We start from the raw sequence: 17535 nt of genomic DNA on the forward strand, positions 1-17535 counted from the left end.
GCGTCCCGCAACCGCGGCACCGGCCGCGCCTGCACCGCGGCCCGGCGCCCCCGCGGCCCGGCCCGGAACCACCACGACCCGCCCGGGAACCACGACGGCGCGTCCCGCAACGACGACCGCGCAGCGTCCGGGCGGACCGGCAGGTCGCGGCCCCGCAGTTGCAGCCGAACCGGACGAGGACGAGGCTCCGCGCCAGATCCGTCGCGGTCCCGGCGGCGCCGCGCGTCCCGCGCCTCCCCCCAAGACCACCCACAAGCCCGGCCCGCAGAAAGAGCGCGGCCGCCTCACCGTGGTCACCGCGCTCAACGCCGACGAGGTGCGCGAGCGCTCGATCGCCTCGTTTCGCCGCCGCACGCAGCGCCTGAAGGGCCATGCCTCGAACGAGCCGAAGGAAAAGCTCATCCGCGAGGTGATCATTCCGGAAGCGATCACCATCCAGGAGCTCGCCAACCGCATGGCCGAGCGCGCGGTCGACGTCATCCGCATGCTGATGAAGCAGGGCGCGATGCACAAGATCACCGACGTGATCGATGCCGACACCGCGCAGCTGATCGCCGAAGAACTGGGCCACTCCGTCAAGCGCGTGGCCGCGTCGGACGTCGAGGAAGGCCTGTTCGACACCGTCGACGATTCCACCGACACCGAGACGCGCTCGCCCGTCGTGACCGTGATGGGTCACGTCGATCACGGCAAGACTTCGCTGCTCGACGCACTCCGCCACGCCAACGTCGTCTCCGGCGAGGCCGGCGGCATCACCCAGCACATCGGCGCCTATCAGGTGGTGTCGCCCGAAAGTGGCAAGAAGATCACCTTCATCGACACGCCCGGCCACGCCGCGTTCACCGCGATGCGCGCCCGCGGCGCCAAGGTCACCGACATCGTCGTGCTGGTGGTCGCGGCCGATGACGGCGTGATGCCGCAGACGGTCGAAGCCATCAACCACGCCAAGGCGGCGCGGGTGCCGATCATCGTTGCCATCAACAAGATCGACAAGCCCGACGCCAAGCCCGAGCGCGTGCGTACCGAGCTGCTTCAGCACGAGGTGCAGGTGGAATCCTTCGGCGGCGAGGTCGTCGACGTCGAGGTGTCCGCCAAGAACAAGACCAACCTCGACAAGCTGCTCGAAATGATTGCCCTCCAGGCCGAAATCCTCGACCTGAAGACCAATTCGCAGCGTCCGGCCGAGGGCACCGTGATCGAGGCCAAGCTCGATCGCGGCCGTGGTCCGGTCGCGACCGTGCTGGTGCAGCGCGGCACGCTCCGCGTCGGCGACATCATCGTCGCCGGTGCCGAAATGGGCCGTGTCCGCGCCTTGATCTCGGATCAGGGCGAGACGGTGCAGGAGGCCGGTCCCTCGGTACCGGTCGAAGTGCTGGGCTTCAACGGTCCGCCCGAGGCCGGCGATCGTCTCGCGGTGGTCGAGAACGAAGCCCGTGCCCGTCAGGTCACCAGCTACCGTGCGCACCAGAAGCGCGAGAACGCGGCAGCCTCGATCTCCGGCATGCGCGGCTCGCTCGAGCAGATGATGTCGCAATTGAAGACGGCGGGCCGCAAGGAATTCCCGCTGATCGTCAAGGCCGACGTGCAGGGATCGCTGGAAGCCATCCTCGGCTCGCTGGAGAAGCTCGGCACCGACGAAGTCGCAGCCCGCATCCTGCATGCCGGCGTCGGCGGCATCTCGGAATCCGACGTGACGCTCGCGGAAGGCTTCAACGCCGCGATCATCGGCTTCTCGGTCCGAGCCAACAAGGAAGCCGCTGCGGCCGCCAAGCGCAACGGCATCGAGATCCGCTACTACAACATCATCTACGACCTCGTGGACGACGTGAAGAAGGCGATGAGCGGTCTGCTCGCGCCGACCTTGCGCGAAACCATGCTGGGCAATGCCGAGATCCTGGAGATCTTCAACATCTCCAAGGTCGGCAAGGTCGCCGGCTGCCGCGTCACCGACGGCACCGTGGAACGCGGCGCCAATGTGCGCCTGATCCGCGACAACGTCGTGGTGCACGAAGGCAAGCTGTCGACGCTGAAGCGCTTCAAGGACGAAGTGAAGGAAGTCCAGTCGGGTCAGGAATGCGGCATGGCCTTCGAGAGCTATCACGACATGCGCGCCGGTGACGTGATCGAGTGCTATCGCGTGGAGACGATCCAGCGCTCCCTGTAAGTCCAAATCTTACCGAAGCGTTCGGATCTTTTTGAACTGAAATTGCGGGAGTGCGATGGCCGGATTTTTCCGGCCATCCACCCCTCTTCGTTTCAACAGGAAAACGACAATGCCCGTGTCCCAAGCACGGGCATGACGAGGTGATTTTCGAAAATGCCACGCCACCATCAGAAGAAAAGTTCCGCGCCCGGCGGAGGCTCGCAGCGTCAGTTGCGCGTCGGCGAGCAGGTTCGCCACGCGATGGCCGATATTCTGGCGCAAGGCAACGTGCATGATGCGGATCTCGAAGGTCACATCATCACCGTGCCGGAGGTGCGGATGTCGCCCGACCTGAAGCTCGCGACGGTCTACGTGATGCCGCTCGGTGGCCGCGACACCGAGATCGTGATCGCGGCACTCGAGCGCAACAAGAAATTCCTGCGCGGCGAGGTCGCGCGGCGCGTTAACCTGAAATTTGCACCTGACATTCGCTTCCGCGTCGACGAGCGATTCGACGAAGCGGAACGGATCGAGAAGCTTTTGCGAACACCTGCGGTGCAGAAGGACTTGGACAAGGATCTGGAACAGAATCCGGCTTCGGATCGGGAAGAAGAGCAATGACCATGGACCCGGCTCACGGCACGATCGGCGGCAACGATGCCGATCAGCGCGAGGTGCAGAAGAATAATTTTGCGGATCTGGGAGGCGATGCCCGACCGCATCAGGAGCCGCGCCGCGTCAACAACGATCCACGCGCCAAGCAGCAGAAGGGCAACCAGCCGCGTCGGGACCGCCGCGACGTCCATGGCTGGGTCGTGCTCGACAAGCCGATCGGCATGACCTCGACGCAGGCGGTTGCGGTGCTCAAGCGGCTGTTCAACGCCAAGCGCGCCGGCCACGCCGGTACGCTCGATCCGCTCGCCTCTGGCGGGCTGCCGATCGCACTCGGCGAAGCCACCAAGACCGTTCCCTTCGTGATGGACGGCCGCAAGCGCTACCAGTTCACGGTCTGCTGGGGCGAGGAACGCGACACCGACGACATCGAGGGCCGGGTGACCGCGACCTCCGACCAGCGCCCGACCCGGGAGGCGATCCTGGCTCTCCTGCCCCGCTTCACCGGGGTGATCGAGCAGATCCCGCCTCGCTATTCCGCGATCAAGATCCAGGGCGAGCGCGCCTATGACCTTGCCCGCGACGGCGAGGTCGTGGAACTGGCGCCCCGGCCGGTCGAGATTCACCATTTAACCCTTGTAGATCAACCGGATAAGGACCGAGCCGTATTCGAGGCCGAGTGCGGCAAGGGCACCTATGTCCGCGCCCTGGCCCGCGATATGGGCCGAATTCTCGGCACTTACGGCCATATCTGCGCGCTCAGGCGGACCCTGGTCGGCCCATTTGGCGAAAACGACATGATTCCGCTGGATCAGTTGGAGGCTTTGTGCGATAGAGCCGCGTCCGGCGAGGGCAGCCTCGCCGACGCGCTTTTGCCCGTTGAGACCGCGCTGGACGACATCCCGGCACTGGCCGTCACTCGGGCTGATGCGGCAAGGCTCCATCGGGGCCAGGCCGTTTTGTTGCGCGGACGGGATGCGCCCACTTGTAGCGGCACAGTCTATGTCACGGTGGCAGGCCGGCTTCTCGCGCTTGCTGAAGTCGGCAATGGCGAAATCATCCCCAAGCGTGTGTTCAACCTGACCGGCCTGACTGCCAGCTCCGGTCGCAACGAGAGAAATTGACGATGTCGATTGCCGCAGAACGCAAAGCGGAAGTCATCAAGACGAATGCCACCAAGGCCGGCGACACCGGCTCGCCCGAGGTTCAGGTCGCGATCCTGTCGGAACGCATCAACAACCTCACCAACCATTTCAAGACCCACGTGAAGGACAACCATTCGCGTCGCGGCCTCTTGAAGCTGGTCTCGACCCGCCGCTCGCTCCTCGACTACCTCAAGAAGAAGGACGAGGCGCGGTACAAGGCGCTGCTCGAGAAGCACAACATTCGTCGTTAAGTGTTCCTGCGCGCGCCACTGGCGCGCGTTTTCGTGCGTGGTTTCGAACGAAAGCGCTTCCTTAAAGGTTTTTGATCGATGCTGCGTGCGCGTCGGATGCGAGTCTTTGAGGATTCGCATCCGGGCATGAAGAGTGAAGACCGCGGTTCGGTGTTCGCGTTCGTGCCGACTGACAGTCCAGCAGCAATCCGGCGGCTGGGCACAACGGGCAAGGCGCCCGTATGACCCGAAAGGATGGACGCCATCCGAAATCCAAAAACCATGGCAGGATCGCAGGACGATGATCATCCGCTCCGATCAGCGTCCCGCAATCTTGCGCATGGTTTTTGTTTTTCGACGCATCCCTTCTTTCGAGAACCCATGAAAGAAGACCACTATGTTCAATAAGCATTCAGTCGAGATCGACTGGGGCGGACGCCCACTCAAGCTCGAAACCGGCAAGATCGCCCGCCAGGCCGACGGCGCCGTCGTCGCCACCTATGGCGAGACCGTGGTGCTCGCCACCGTCGTCGCGGCGAAGGCGCCGCGCGAAGGCGTCGACTTCCTGCCGCTGACCGTCGACTACCAGGAAAAGACCTACGCTGCGGGCCGTATCCCCGGCGGCTATTTCAAGCGCGAGGGCCGTCCGACCGAGAAGGAGACGCTGGTCTCCCGCCTGATCGACCGTCCGATCCGTCCGCTGTTCGTCGACGGCTGGCGCAACGAGACCCAGGTGATCGCCACGGTGCTGTCGCACGACATGGAAAACGACCCTGACATCGTCGCGCTGGTGGCCTCGTCGGCGGCGCTGACCTTGTCGGGCGCTCCGTTCAAGGGCCCGATCGGCGCAGCCCGCGTTGGCTTCGTCAATGACGAATATGTGCTCAACCCGACGCTCGACGAGATGGTCGACACCCAGCTCGACCTCGTCGTCGCCGGCACCGCCGACGCCGTGCTGATGGTGGAATCGGAGGCCAAGGAGCTGAACGAAGACATCATGCTCGGCGCAGTGATGTTCGGTCACCGTCACTTCCAGCCGGTCATCAACGCCATCATCGAGCTCGCCGAGAAGGCCGCGAAGGAGCCGCGCGAAGTCACCGTGATCGACAATGCCGCGCTCGAGAAGGAAATGCTCGGCCTCGTCGAGCAGGAGCTGCGCGCCGCCTACGCCATTCCGGTCAAGCAGGATCGCTACGCCGCAGTCGGCAAGGTCAAGGAAAAGGTGATCGCCCACTACTTCCCGGAGGGCCAGGAGCCGAAATACGACAAGCTCCGTATCGCCGGCGTGTTCAAGGAGCTGGAAGCCAAGATCGTTCGCTGGAACATCCTGGACACCGGCAAGCGCATCGACGGCCGCGACAGCAAGACCGTGCGCAACATCATCGCCGAAGTCGGCGTGCTGCCGCGCGCCCACGGCTCGGCGCTGTTCACCCGCGGCGAGACCCAGGCGATGGTCGTGACCACGCTCGGCACCGGCGAGGACGAGCAGTACATCGACGCGCTGTCCGGGACGTACAAGGAAACGTTCCTGCTGCACTACAACTTCCCGCCCTATTCGGTCGGCGAGACCGGCCGCCTCGGCGGCACCAAGCGCCGCGAGATCGGCCACGGCAAGCTGGCCTGGCGCGCGATCCATCCGGTGCTGCCGCCGCATCACGAGTTCCCCTACACGGTGCGCGTGGTCTCGGAGATCACCGAATCCAACGGCTCCTCGTCGATGGCGTCGGTCTGCGGCGCCTCGCTGGCGCTGATGGATGCCGGCGTGCCGTTGAAGCGGCCGACCGCGGGCATCGCGATGGGCCTGATCCTCGAAGACAAGCGCTTCGCGGTTCTCTCCGACATCCTCGGTGACGAGGACCATCTCGGCGACATGGACTTCAAGGTGGCCGGCACGGAAGCGGGCATCACCTCGCTCCAGATGGACATCAAGATCGAGGGCATCACCGAAGAGATCATGCGCGTCGCCCTTGGCCAAGCCAAGGAAGGCCGCATCCACATCCTCGGCGAGATGGCCAAGGCGCTGACCAACGCCCGCGCCGAGCTCGGCGAATATGCGCCGCGCATCGAGACCTTCAAGATCCCGACCGACAAGATCCGCGAAGTGATCGGCACCGGCGGCAAGGTGATCCGCGAGATCGTCGAGAAGACCGGCGCCAAGGTCAACATCGAGGACGACGGCACCGTGAAGGTCGCCTCCAGCGACGGCGAAGCCATGAAGGCCGCGATCAAGTGGATCAAGTCGATCGCCTCCGAGCCGGAAGTCGGCCAGATCTATGACGGCACCGTCGTCAAGGTCATGGAGTTCGGCGCCTTCGTGAACTTCTTCGGCTCCAAGGACGGCCTCGTCCACATCAGCCAGCTCGCTTCCAGCCGCGTGCAGAAGACCTCCGACGTCGTCAAGGAAGGCGACAAGGTCAAGGTCAAGCTGCTCGGCTTCGATGACCGCGGCAAGACCCGCCTGTCGATGAAGGTGGTCGACCAGACCACCGGCGAGGACCTCGAGGCCAAGGAGAAGGCCGCCGAGGGCGAGAAGGCCCCGCGCGAAGCGGCGGGCGAATAAGCTCTCGCACCACAGCCAGAAACACGAAGGGCGGCCGAGAGGCCGCCCTTTTTGTTTGTGTTCGCTTCGGGCGATATGTGCCGCCTCTCCCGCTTGCCGGAGAGGCGACCAAAAGCCCTCACGCCACGATGTCGTATCGGTCGAGGTTCATCACCTTGGTCCAGGCCTTGGCGAAGTCCTTGACGAACTTCTCCTTGGAGTCCGAGGTGGCATAGACCTCGGCGAAGGCGCGGAGCTGCGAGTGTGCGCCGAAGATCAGATCGACACGCGTGCCGGTCCACTTCACCGCGTTGGTCTTGCGGTCGCGCCCCTCATAGGAGCCGTCGGCCGACGGCGTCCACTGCGTGCTCATGTCGAGCAGGTTGACGAAGTAATCGTTGCTCAGCGTACCCACCTTCGGAGTAAAGACGCCGTGCTTCGAACCGTTCGCATTCGCACCGAGCACCCGCAGGCCGCCGACCAGCACCGTCATCTCCGGACCGGTCAGCCTCAGCAGCTGCGCGCGATCGACCAGCGCCTCTTCAGGATGCATGAACTGATGCCGCTTGCCGATGTAGTTGCGGAAGCCATCGGCCCGCGGCTCCAGCGGCGCGAAGGAGGCCGCATCCGTCTGCTCCTGCGAGGCGTCCATGCGGCCCGGCGTGAAGCCGACCTTGACGTCGACGCCGGCATCCTTGGCGGCCTTCTCGACCGCGGCAGTGCCGCCGAGCACGATCAGGTCCGCAAGCGAGACCTTCTTCGCGCCGGACGAGGCGTTGAAGTCCTTCTGGATCGCTTCGAGCTTGCCGAGCACCTTGGCGAGCTGAGCCGGCTCGTTCACCTCCCAGTCCTTCTGCGGGGCAAGGCGGATGCGCGCGCCGTTGGCGCCGCCGCGCTTGTCGGAGCCGCGGAACGTCGAGGCCGACGCCCAGGCGGTCGAGACCAGCTCGGACACCGAGAGGCCGGAGCCCAGGATCTTGGACTTCAGGGTAGCGATGTCCTGATCGCTGACCAGCTCGTGATTGACGGCTGGAATGGGATCCTGCCAGATCAGCGTCTCCTTCGGCACCAGCGGGCCGAGATAGCGCTGGATCGGGCCCATATCGCGATGGGTGAGCTTGAACCAGGCGCGGGCGAAGGCGTCAGCGAACTGATCCGGATTCTCCAGGAAGCGACGCGAGATCTTCTCATACACGGGATCGAAGCGCAGCGAGAGGTCGGTCGTCAGCATGGTCGGCCGATGCTTCTTCGACTTGTCGAAAGCATCGGGGATGATCGCCTCGGCGTTCTTGGCCGTCCACTGCTGCGCACCAGCCGGGCTCTTCGTCAGCTCCCATTCGAAATTGAACAGGTTCTCGAAGAAGTTGTTGCTCCACTTGGTCGGCGTCTTCGTCCACGTCACCTCGAGGCCGCTGGTGATGGAATCGGCACCCAGGCCCGATCCATACTTGCTCTTCCAGCCGAGCCCCTGATCTTCCAGCGCGCCCGCTTCCGGCTCCGGGCCGACCAGCGATGCATCGCCGGCGCCGTGGGTCTTGCCGAAGCTGTGGCCGCCGGCGATCAGCGCCACGGTCTCTTCGTCGTTCATCGCCATGCGGGCGAACGTCTCGCGGATGTCCTTGGCCGCAGCGACCGGATCCGGCTTGCCGTTCGGCCCCTCCGGATTGACGTAGATGAGGCCCATCTGCACCGCGCCGAGCGGCTCGGCGAGCTGACGCTCACCGCTGTAGCGCTCATCGCCGAGCCAGGTGCCTTCCGGACCCCAATAGAGCTCTTCCGGCTCCCAGACGTCGACGCGACCGCCGGCAAAGCCGAAGGTCTTGAAGCCCATCGATTCCAGCGCGACGTTGCCGGCGAGCACCATCAGATCGGCCCAGGAAATCTTGCGGCCGTATTTCTGCTTGATCGGCCAGAGCAGACGGCGCGCCTTGTCGAGATTGGCGTTGTCGGGCCAGCTGTTGAGCGGCGCGAAGCGCTGCTGACCAGCGCCGGCGCCACCGCGGCCGTCGGTGATGCGGTAGGTGCCCGCGCTGTGCCAGGCCATGCGGATCATGAGACCGCCATAGTGTCCGAAGTCGGCGGGCCACCATTCCTGCGAGTCCGTCATCAGAGCGGTCAGGTCCTTGATGACCGCATTCAGGTCGAGCGACTTGAACTCCTTGACGTAATCGAAGTCCTTGTCCATCGGATCGGACTTGTCCGAGTTCTTGTGCAGGACCTCGACGTTGAGCTGCGTTGGCCACCAGTCGCGGTTTGTACGCGTGGGTTTTCCGCCCGAAAACGGGCACTTCGAAGTGTCGTCCATGAATACCTCCTCTGGCGGCGTCGAACTCGCGCCCTTGACCAGGTAGAACCACTCTAAGCGCCACGTCCCATCAGGGGAAGTTGACTTTAGTGATCGCTGCGATAGGATTTTCTTATGATAAATCTGACGCTGCGCCAGCTCCGGTATTTTGATGCGCTGGCGCGTCATGGCCATTTCGGCCGCGCGGCCGAATCCTGTTCCATCTCGCAACCGGCCCTGTCGATGCAAATCAAGGAGCTGGAGGAGACGCTCGGCGGGCTGTTGCTGGAGCGCAGCGCGCGGCAGGTCGCGCTGACCCGGTTCGGCGAGGAACTCGCCCAGCGCGTCCGTGACATCCTGCGCTCGGTCGACGAGCTCGGTGATTTCGCCCGGGCCTCGCAGGACCGCTTTGCCGGCCGCCTGCGCATCGGCATGATCCCGACGATCGCGCCTTACCTGCTGCCCAAGATCACCAAGAATCTCACGCGCATGCATCCGGAGCTCGATATCCGCGTGCGCGAGACCATGACTCCCCGGCTGATCCAGGAACTGGTGGAAGGCCGCCTCGACACCGCCATCGTGGCGCTGCCGGTGTCGGAGCCCTCGCTCACTGAGGTTGCTCTGTTCGAGGAGAAGTTCTTGCTGGTCCGGCCGGGCTCCGACGAGGGCACACCGGTGCCGTCGCGCGAGATGATGCGCGAGATGCGGCTTCTGCTGCTCGAGGAGGGGCACTGCTTCCGCGACCAGGCGCTCTCCTTCTGCAACATGCAGTCGGCGCCGCCGCGCGAGATGCTGGACGCCAACTCGCTCTCGACGCTGGTCCAGATGGTCAGCGCCGGCATCGGCGTGACGCTGATCCCGGAGATGGCGGTACCGGTGGAGACGCGATCTGCCTCGGTCTCGCTGGCGCGCTTCCGCGACCCCGAGCCGTCGCGCACCATCGGCATGGTGTGGCGCAAGACCAGCCCGCTGGCACGGCAGCTGCTGCAAATCTCCGAGGTGGTCTGCCTGTCGGCCGGCAAGGTGCGCGCGCGTCAGAGCGTGCGCAGCCAGCGGGCCTAGCGCCGATGCCGCATCCCGTCATCCGCCCTGCCCGCGCAGACGAGTATGATGAGGTCGGCCGCGTCTGGATGGAGAGCTGGGCCTCGACCGGGCTTGCCGAGACGAGCGACTTCCTCCTGGCCAACCTGCGTGCGCGCATCAGGCGCGAGATCGCGAACGGCTGGAGCCTGTTCGTCGCCGACGACAACGGCACGGTCGCTGCGATGCTGGCGCTGCATGTGCCAAAGCTCTATCTCGACATGCTCTTCGTCGCGCCCGACCATCAGGGTCGTTCGCTCGGGCGGCGACTGCTCGCGTTTGCGCGGACGCAAATGCCCGATGAGATGTACCTGCGCTGCGTGCGCGAGAACGAAAAGGCCTGGCGCTGGTACGAGCGCGAAGGCTTTGTGTTCGAGAAGGAAGAGATCGAGCCGTCGAACGGGTTCATGATGAAATATTATCGGTGGAAGAGGCAGTAGCCCGGATAGACGCTGTTTCCACGCTGCAGCTTGCGGTTGTCACCGTACCCACCTAGTGTGACGGCATCCGACGTCCTCCGCCTTCTGATCCCCTGGAATCCATGTTTCGATTTGCTGCCACGGCGCTTGTCCTGCTGTCCATTCTGGCTCCAGCGGTGGCGCAGACGCCGCCTGCAACCACTGCGCCTTCCGCTCAGACCGCACCACAGGTAAAGCCGACGACCAAGAAAGCGGCGGCGAAGCCGAAGGCGACAGCCAAGCCTGCGGAGCCGGCGACGACCGGTCCGTGTGGTGTCGGCGTGATTGCGGGGACCGGGGACATTTTCGTCGTCCAGAAGATCGGCCTGACCGTGTTCGGGAACGACTATGCAGAAGTCCCGGTATCCTGGGGCCTCGACGATCTCGTCTTTGCGCGGGCGCGGGCAGCAGCAGGCAGCACGCCGGTGCGACGGATCACTTACGCCAAGGGTGCGCTCGATTCCTACTATCATCCCGAATCCGGCCTGCTCCGCAATCGGCGCGAAGAGCTGTCGAACCTGATCCGGCAGGTCGCGGGGAATGCCGGTTGCGAGCGTTATCTCGTCATCATGCGTAGCGAAGGACAGCTCGACGGGACCAATCAATCGCTCAGCGGCGTCGGAATCTTCAGCCGGGGTGTCGGCCTCATCTCCTATGCGTATGTTTTCGCCTATATCGGCGTGACATGGGTCGACGGCCGCACCTTCGAAATCATGAAAGGCCCGGCCGTAACGTTTGAAGGTGTCATGAAGCATATGGCGGACAACTTCGTCTCGAACGAGCTCTTGCAGAAAGTGGACAAATCGATGTTTCCGGAGACGGCCACGGACTCCGCCAACAACACCGCCCTGCGCGACACCACGCGCGAATTTCTGACCAAACGGCTGGACAAGATCTTGCCGCCATATTTCGCGCAGTGACGATGATGAAGGAAAGCCAAGCTCGCAAGAAAGCGACGGTCAAGGCGGCTCAGGCCGTCGCAATGATCGTCGCGGCTCATCTGCTCTCAACGGCGGGAGCCGGGGCCCAGACAGCGCCAAAGACGAGCACGGCCAACGGCAAGGTAACCGCGCGGCGCGATGTGACGGCGAGGCCCGCTTCTACTGGGGGCGGCTCGTGCGACATCGGCGTCGTCATCGCTACCGGCGACGAGTTCATCGTGAAATCGACTGGCTTGACGATATTCCAGAACAAGACGACCGCAGTTCCGATCCCGGGCTGGAGACTCGGCGATCTGATGTTCGCGCGCATTCGCGCCGCGATCCCTGCCGGCGTGTCCGTTTTGAGAATTCCCTACTTCCCGGCGAAAATTCCTTCCCACGATTCGTCCAAGGACACGTTGATGGACAGGTTGTTCCGCGACCTCAAGGCGGAGTTAGCCGACTACATGCGAGAGGTCGTGAAAGGAACGAGTTGTCGACACTACATCCAGATCGGAAATTCGATCAGCCCCATCGGCTCGTCTAATTACACGGTTCGCGGCTTCGGCATTATCAACCAAGATGTGTTGGTCGGGCACCGCATCTATCTCTACGCACTGGCCTTTATCCGCGTGTTTGACGGGCGCGACTTCTCCGTCATCCGGCAGAGCTCTGCACTGATCAACCTGCAGCCTCTGATGGTGCAGAGGCTTTTGGGCGCACAAATTAGCGGTCCTTACCGCGAATTGCCCGAAGCATCGTTTCCGGCGCGTCCCGAGGACGCCGCCGGCAATTCCGCACTGCGTGATGACGTACGCGCCATGCTGGCGGAAAGCCTGGACAAGACGCTTCCGTTCATGCTCGGAGTCCGACCAACAACGCGACAAAGCGACACCAAAGAGCGCTGACCCACATGTCGTTCGCGCAGCTGACTCCTTGCCCAGACGTAGTGCGTTGCGAATGCGCGACAAACGCGTCATGAATGGCGCGCCGTTCGCTTCTCGCCGATGGAAGGTTCCTCACCATGATCAAGCTCTATTGGTCGCCCCGCTCGCGCTCGTTCACGACGCTTTGGCTGATGGAAGAGAGCGGCCTGCCCTACGAGCGCGTGCTGACCGACATTTCGACCGGCGCGCAGAAGACGCCGGACTTTCTAAAGATCAATCCGATGGGCAAGGTGCCGGCGCTGACCGACGGCGACGCGGCGCTCGGGGAAGCCGCGGCCATCTGCGCCTACATCGCCGACCGCTATCCCGAGACGAAACTGGCGCCTGGCGTGACCGATCCGCGCCGCGCGCGCTACCTGCAATGGCTGTTCTTCTCGCCGGGCTGCATCGAGCCCGCCATCATCCAGATCTTCACCAAGATCGAGATCCCGACCTCGACCGCGGCGTGGGGCAGTGCGACGCAGGTGTTCGACGTGCTGGAGGCCGCGCTTGAGAAAGGACCGTGGATTCTCGGCGAAGAATTTTCCGCCGCCGACATCACGGTCGGCTCAGGCCTGAATTTCGCGGTACGCCTGTTCAAGATGGTGCCGTCGCGCCCGGCCTTCGACGCCTATCTGGCGCGCTGCATGGCGCGGCCGGCGTTCCAGCGTGCGGAGAAGATCGCGGCGGGTTAGAGCGTGATGAGATGAGGCTGGATCGCTGCAACGATGGAGGTGCTCTCCCGCTCGCGGGAGAGGGTATTTCCGCAATGGGACAATCCCCAAGAGGAGAAAGCCCTCACCCGGCGCTTCGCGCCGACCTCTCCCGCTTGCGGGAGAGGTGAAGGAGCCGCGGCAATCGACTCAACCTAAAGCCATTCCGCTTTAGTCCGGCGTCTTCAGATCGTCCGGCCGCGGCATCAGGATGACGTTGTAGCCGGAATCCACGTAGTGGATCTCGCCGGTCACGCCGCCGGAGAGATCCGACAGCAGATACAGCGCCGAGCCGCCGAGGTCGTCGAGCGTGACGCCGCGACGGAGCGGCGCGTGCTTCTGCATGAAGGCGAACATCGCCCGCGCCTCGCCGATGCCGGAGCCGGCGAGCGTGCGGATGGGGCCCGCGGAGATCGCGTTGACGCGGATGCCGCGCGGTCCGAAATCGGCGGCGAGATAGCGCACGGAGGCTTCCAGCGCCGCCTTCGCCACGCCCATCACGTTGTAATTCGGCATCGCACGCTCCGACGCGCCGAAGGTCAGCGTGATCATGCTGCCGCCTTCCGTCATCAGTTCGGCGGCGCGTTTTGCGACCTCCGTGAACGAGAAGCAGGAGATCACCATGGTGCGCGAAAAATTCTCGCGGCTGGTGTCCGCGTAGCGGCCCTTGAGCTCGTTCTTGTCGGCAAAGCCGATCGCGTGGATCACGAAGTCGAGCCGGCCCCATTTCTCGCGGAGCGCAGCGAAGGTGGCATCGACACTGGCGATGTCCTCGACGTCGCAAGGCAGAACCAGATCCACGCCAAGCTGCTCCGCCAGCGGCTTCACGCGCTTGCCGAGAGCCTCGCCCTGGAAGGTGAAGGCAAGCTCTGCGCCATGGGCATGCAGCGTCCGCGCCATGCCCCAGGCGATCGAGTGATCATTGGCGATGCCCATGATCAGACCGCGCTTGCCTTTCATCAAACCTTCCATCTCACCATCACCTTCCGCTTCGCCGTGACCGGGCTCATCGCTTCGATGCTTGAGGCCAACACGTGGATGGCCGGGACGAGCCCGGCCATGACGAAGAAATCAACAATGCACCAACAATGATGTCACGCATCCAGCCGGCTGAACACCAGCGTGGCGTTGGTGCCGCCGAAGCCGAAGGAGTTCGACAGCACGGTGCCGATCTTGACGTTGTCGATGCGCTTGCGCACGATCGGCATGTCGGCGAACACGGGATCGAGCTCCTGGATGTGCGCGCTCTCGCAGATGAAGCCGTTGTTCATCATCAGCAGCGAATAGATCGCTTCCTGCACGCCGGTGGCGCCCAGCGAGTGGCCGGTCAGCGCCTTGGTCGCCGAGATCGGCGGGCACTGCTCACCGACGCCGAACACTTTTCGGATCGCCTCGATCTCCGGCGGATCGCCGGCAGGTGTCGAGGTCGCGTGCGGATTGATGTAGTCGACCTTGGTCTTCACCGTCGACATCGCCATGCGCATGCAGCGCTCGGCGCCTTCGCCCGAAGGCGCCACCATGTCATGGCCGTCCGAGGTCGCGCCATAGCCGACGATCTCGCCATAGATGCGCGCACCGCGCGCCTTGGCATGCTCGAGCTCTTCCAGCACCAGCACGCCGGCGCCGCCGGCGATGACGAAACCATCGCGATTGAGGTCGTAGGGACGCGAGGCCGTGGCCGGCGTGTCGTTGTACTTCGAGGACATCGCGCCCATGGCGTCGAACAGCACCGACAGCGACCAGTCCAGCTCCTCGCAGCCGCCGGCGAAGATGATGTCCTGCTTGCCGATCTGGATCGTCTCATAGGCATTGCCGACGCAATGGTTCGACGTCGCGCAGGCCGACGAGATCGAATAGTTCACGCCCTTGATCTTGAACCAGGTTGCAAGCGTCGCGGAGGCCGTGGAAGACATCGCCTTCGGCACCGCAAACGGGCCGACGCGCTTGGGTCCCTTGGTGCGGGTGATGTCGGCGGCTTCGACGATGGTGCGGGCCGAGGGACCGCCGGAGCCCATGATGATGCCGGTGCGGATGTTGGAGACTTCGTCGGGCGACAGGCCGGAGTCCTGGATCGCCTGCTCCATCGCGACGTGATTCCACGCCGCACCCTGGCCGAGGAAACGCATCGCGCGGCGGTCGACCACCGTCGAAGGATCGAGCGTGGGCTCACCTTGCACCTGCGAACGGAAGCCGAGCTCGGCATATTTCTCAGCCCGCGAAATGCCCGACTTCGCCTCGTGAAGGCTCGCAAGCACTTCCTGGGTGTTGTTTCCGATGGACGAGACGATGCCCATTCCGGTGACCACAACCCGCCTCATGACAGCCTCGCCTCAATCGTTGTCTTCTTGGTGATGCGCTCAGCCCAGGCTCGCGCCCTGCTTGAACAGGCCGACCTTCAGATCCTTGGCGCGATAAATAATCTGGTCATCGACCGAAAGCCACCCGTCGGCGATACCGAGCACCAGCTTTGCCCGCATCACGCGTTTGATATCGACGTTGTACACAACCTTGCGGGCGTCGGTCAGCACCTGGCCGCCGAACTTCAGCTCGCTCAGGCCGAGCGCCCGGCCGCGGCCTTCGCCGCCGACCCAGCCGAGGTAAAAGCCGACCATTTGCCACAGCGCATCCAGGCCGAGGCAGCCGGGCATCACCGGGTCGTTCTTGAAATGGCAGCCGAAGAACCAGAGGTCAGGTTTCACGTCGAGCTCGGCGCGCACCAGGCCCTTGCCGAACTCACCGCCATTGTCGGTGATTTCCGTGATGCGGTCGAACATCAGCATCGGCGGCAGCGGCAGCTCGGCATTGCCCGGACCGAACATCTCGCCGCGGGCACAGGCCAGCAGATCTTCGTAGTCATAACCGTTGCGCCTGTTCAGCATTCACGAGCCTCTGTTCAATCCCGATTGAGCGGCGTTCTTTGGCGAAAATGGGCCCCGTCTCGATCGGACAGCAACGCCAATTGCCACCGTCGGCCGCGACTCGCGCAAGCCCCGGATGGACTGCGAACCAAGCCTTTCATGCTCGGCTGCACCAAAATCGGCTAAGCGGAACCGCGCGCTCTCTAACACAGGCCATTTCGGGTGGCAAAGCGCATCCATGAAGGTAAAATGACGCGCTCACCACGCGGTTCCAAGCCTGATTAGAACCTCTCTAGTTGCGAGAAACTTGCATCTGCATCTTTCTCTTCTTATAGTAACAAAGAGATATTGTTCACGCGTGCCCGAAATCTGGAAATGACCGAGAATACCGCGTCCCACTACGACGACGACGCCCATGCTGCGGCCCTCCTGTCCGGCCGCCAGCCGGCCTTGACCGGCTGCCCGTGGCACGACGTCAACGAAATGCTCCAGTCCGCGGGGCTCCGTCCGACGCGCCAACGCATGGCGCTCGGCTGGCTGCTGTTCGGCAAGGGTGCACGTCACCTCACGGCTGAAATGCTCTATGAGGAAGCGACGCTGGCCAAGGTTCCGGTATCGCTGGCGACCGTCTACAACACGTTGAATCAGCTTACCGATGCCGGCCTGCTCCGCCAGGTCAGCGTCGACGGCACCAAGACCTATTTCGACACGAACGTCACGACCCACCATCACTACTACCTCGAGAACAGCCACGAGCTGGTCGACATCGAGGACCCGCATCTGGCGCTGTCGAAGATGCCGGAGGTGCCCGAGGGCTACGAGATCTCCCGCATCGACATGGTCGTGCGCCTGCGCAAGAAGCGCTGAGTTCGTCCTGAACTGCTGAATTCGTCGTCATGGCCGGGTTTGTCCCGGCCATTTTCGTTTGCGGCGCCATTTCGGGCCGACGCCTGCAGCGTCAATTCACCTGCTCGTCCGAATAGACGCCCCAGAGGCGCTCCTGCTGGATCCAGCCGTCAAAACCGTTGCCTATGACGCGGCACCAGTTTGCGGCGCACTTCTTCACCTGCGTGACGACGCCAGCCTGGAGCTTTGCTGCAACCGCGCTGTCAGGATCGGGCCGGTCGTAGATCGGGGCGAGGTCGTCCTTGTGCTTCATGGTGACGACCGCGGTGCGGCGGCCCGACAGCAGCGAGTGATAGACCCAGCCTTCGGCGCCCTCGGAATCGCGCACCCGGCGCCAGTTCTCGAACTCGGCGGTGATTTCGACCGGCAGGCCGGCGCGGGTGTAGACCCAGGCGACGTCATTGTCCTTGGTCGGGCCGGCGCGGACGTTGACGTGATCCGATTTGAGGCTGACATAGCGTGGCACCGGCAAGCCGCTGGCGGTCTGCGGGGTATTGTCCTTCGCCGAATGCGAGGGGCCGACCGAGGCGCTCAACCAGGTGCAAACGAGCGCCATCACCGAACAAAAACGCCCCAACGCCATCAACCCGTCTCCTGTCGAAGACCCGGCCGAACCGGATCCTCACCCCAAATTCCAAAACCCTGCCGCGTCTGCCCCTTTTCCCGCCCCACGCGGGTTCCAAGCCTTGGCCCGTGGTTCTTGTCTTGGCCCGGCCTTCTG

At 63.9% G+C, this 17535-nt stretch carries 16 protein-coding genes; 11 read left to right on the top strand and 5 right to left on the bottom strand.

The annotated features are described in order from the left end of the window. From infB to pnp, 5 genes are all read left to right on the top strand, one after another. On the top strand, positions 1 to 2164 hold a 2164-nt coding region (infB, locus tag ACM42_RS15205; protein ID WP_271528697.1), incomplete at its 5' end, for a translation initiation factor IF-2. A gap of 153 nt (positions 2165 to 2317) precedes the next feature. Continuing rightward, positions 2318 to 2764, top strand: a complete 447-nt coding sequence (gene rbfA / locus ACM42_RS15210) for a 30S ribosome-binding factor RbfA (RefSeq protein WP_028176497.1) — start codon at positions 2318 to 2320, stop codon at positions 2762 to 2764. Then, complete coding sequence (gene truB, locus ACM42_RS15215) at positions 2761 to 3879, top strand: tRNA pseudouridine(55) synthase TruB (protein WP_247799917.1); 1119 nt, start codon at positions 2761 to 2763, stop codon at positions 3877 to 3879. The genes rbfA and truB overlap by 4 nt, the downstream gene beginning before the upstream one ends. Positions 3880 to 3881: 2 nt before the next feature. Next, complete coding sequence (gene rpsO, locus ACM42_RS15220; RefSeq protein ID WP_008540131.1) at positions 3882 to 4151, top strand: 30S ribosomal protein S15; 270 nt, start codon at positions 3882 to 3884, stop codon at positions 4149 to 4151. A gap of 376 nt (positions 4152 to 4527) precedes the next feature. Then, positions 4528 to 6690, top strand: a complete 2163-nt coding sequence (gene pnp / locus ACM42_RS15225; protein ID WP_271528698.1) for a polyribonucleotide nucleotidyltransferase — start codon at positions 4528 to 4530, stop codon at positions 6688 to 6690. A gap of 118 nt (positions 6691 to 6808) precedes the next feature. On the opposite strand, the gene katG is transcribed toward pnp, so the two are convergent. Then, the gene (gene katG, locus ACM42_RS15230) at positions 6809 to 8974 is read right to left on the bottom strand and encodes a catalase/peroxidase HPI (RefSeq protein ID WP_271528699.1); all 2166 of its coding nucleotides are present in this window, start codon (positions 8972 to 8974) and stop codon (positions 6809 to 6811) included. Between the two features lie 114 nt (positions 8975 to 9088). Between katG and ACM42_RS15235 the strand changes: the two genes are divergently transcribed. The 5 genes from ACM42_RS15235 to ACM42_RS15255 all read left to right on the top strand — a co-directional run bounded on the left by ACM42_RS15235 (position 9089) and on the right by ACM42_RS15255 (position 13032). Continuing rightward, on the top strand, positions 9089 to 10015 hold the full coding sequence (locus ACM42_RS15235; protein ID WP_061879924.1) for a hydrogen peroxide-inducible genes activator: 927 nt from the start codon (positions 9089 to 9091) through the stop codon (positions 10013 to 10015). Between the two features lie 5 nt (positions 10016 to 10020). After that, on the top strand, positions 10021 to 10473 hold the full coding sequence (locus ACM42_RS15240) for a GNAT family N-acetyltransferase (RefSeq protein ID WP_271528700.1): 453 nt from the start codon (positions 10021 to 10023) through the stop codon (positions 10471 to 10473). Between the two features lie 101 nt (positions 10474 to 10574). Next, positions 10575 to 11411, top strand: a complete 837-nt coding sequence (locus ACM42_RS15245; RefSeq protein ID WP_271528701.1) for a hypothetical protein — start codon at positions 10575 to 10577, stop codon at positions 11409 to 11411. Positions 11412 to 11413: 2 nt separating this feature from the next. Continuing rightward, positions 11414 to 12319, top strand: a complete 906-nt coding sequence (locus ACM42_RS15250) for a hypothetical protein (RefSeq protein ID WP_271528702.1) — start codon at positions 11414 to 11416, stop codon at positions 12317 to 12319. A gap of 116 nt (positions 12320 to 12435) precedes the next feature. Further along, positions 12436 to 13032, top strand: a complete 597-nt coding sequence (locus tag ACM42_RS15255; RefSeq protein ID WP_271528975.1) for a glutathione S-transferase family protein — start codon at positions 12436 to 12438, stop codon at positions 13030 to 13032. 189 nt (positions 13033 to 13221) lie between these two features. Here ACM42_RS15255 and fabI read toward each other — a convergent pair whose 3' ends face one another. The 3 genes from fabI to fabA form a co-directional block, all read right to left on the bottom strand. Further along, the gene (gene fabI, locus ACM42_RS15260; RefSeq protein WP_271528703.1) at positions 13222 to 14022 is read right to left on the bottom strand and encodes an enoyl-ACP reductase FabI; all 801 of its coding nucleotides are present in this window, start codon (positions 14020 to 14022) and stop codon (positions 13222 to 13224) included. A 122-nt stretch (positions 14023 to 14144) separates the two neighbouring features. Beyond that, positions 14145 to 15368, bottom strand: a complete 1224-nt coding sequence (gene fabB / locus ACM42_RS15265; RefSeq protein ID WP_271528704.1) for a beta-ketoacyl-ACP synthase I — start codon at positions 15366 to 15368, stop codon at positions 14145 to 14147. Positions 15369 to 15407: 39 nt separating this feature from the next. Beyond that, positions 15408 to 15929 (bottom strand): bifunctional 3-hydroxydecanoyl-ACP dehydratase/trans-2-decenoyl-ACP isomerase, encoded by a 522-nt coding sequence (gene fabA / locus ACM42_RS15270; RefSeq protein ID WP_271528705.1) that lies wholly within the window; start codon positions 15927 to 15929, stop codon positions 15408 to 15410. Positions 15930 to 16283: 354 nt separating this feature from the next. On the opposite strand from fabA, the gene irrA reads away from it, so the two are divergent. After that, positions 16284 to 16775, top strand: coding sequence for an iron response transcriptional regulator IrrA (gene irrA, locus ACM42_RS15275; RefSeq protein ID WP_035674497.1), 492 nt, complete (start codon positions 16284 to 16286; stop codon positions 16773 to 16775). 91 nt (positions 16776 to 16866) lie between these two features. Here irrA and ACM42_RS15280 read toward each other — a convergent pair whose 3' ends face one another. After that, positions 16867 to 17397: an SH3 domain-containing protein gene (locus tag ACM42_RS15280; RefSeq protein WP_028176484.1), complete on the bottom strand. Its 531-nt coding sequence runs from the start codon at positions 17395 to 17397 to the stop codon at positions 16867 to 16869. Positions 17398 to 17535 lie beyond the last annotated feature (138 nt).

The sequence above is a fragment of the Bradyrhizobium sp. CCBAU 25338 genome, from assembly GCF_028128965.1.
Classification (GTDB): Bacteria; Pseudomonadota; Alphaproteobacteria; order Rhizobiales; family Xanthobacteraceae; genus Bradyrhizobium; species Bradyrhizobium liaoningense.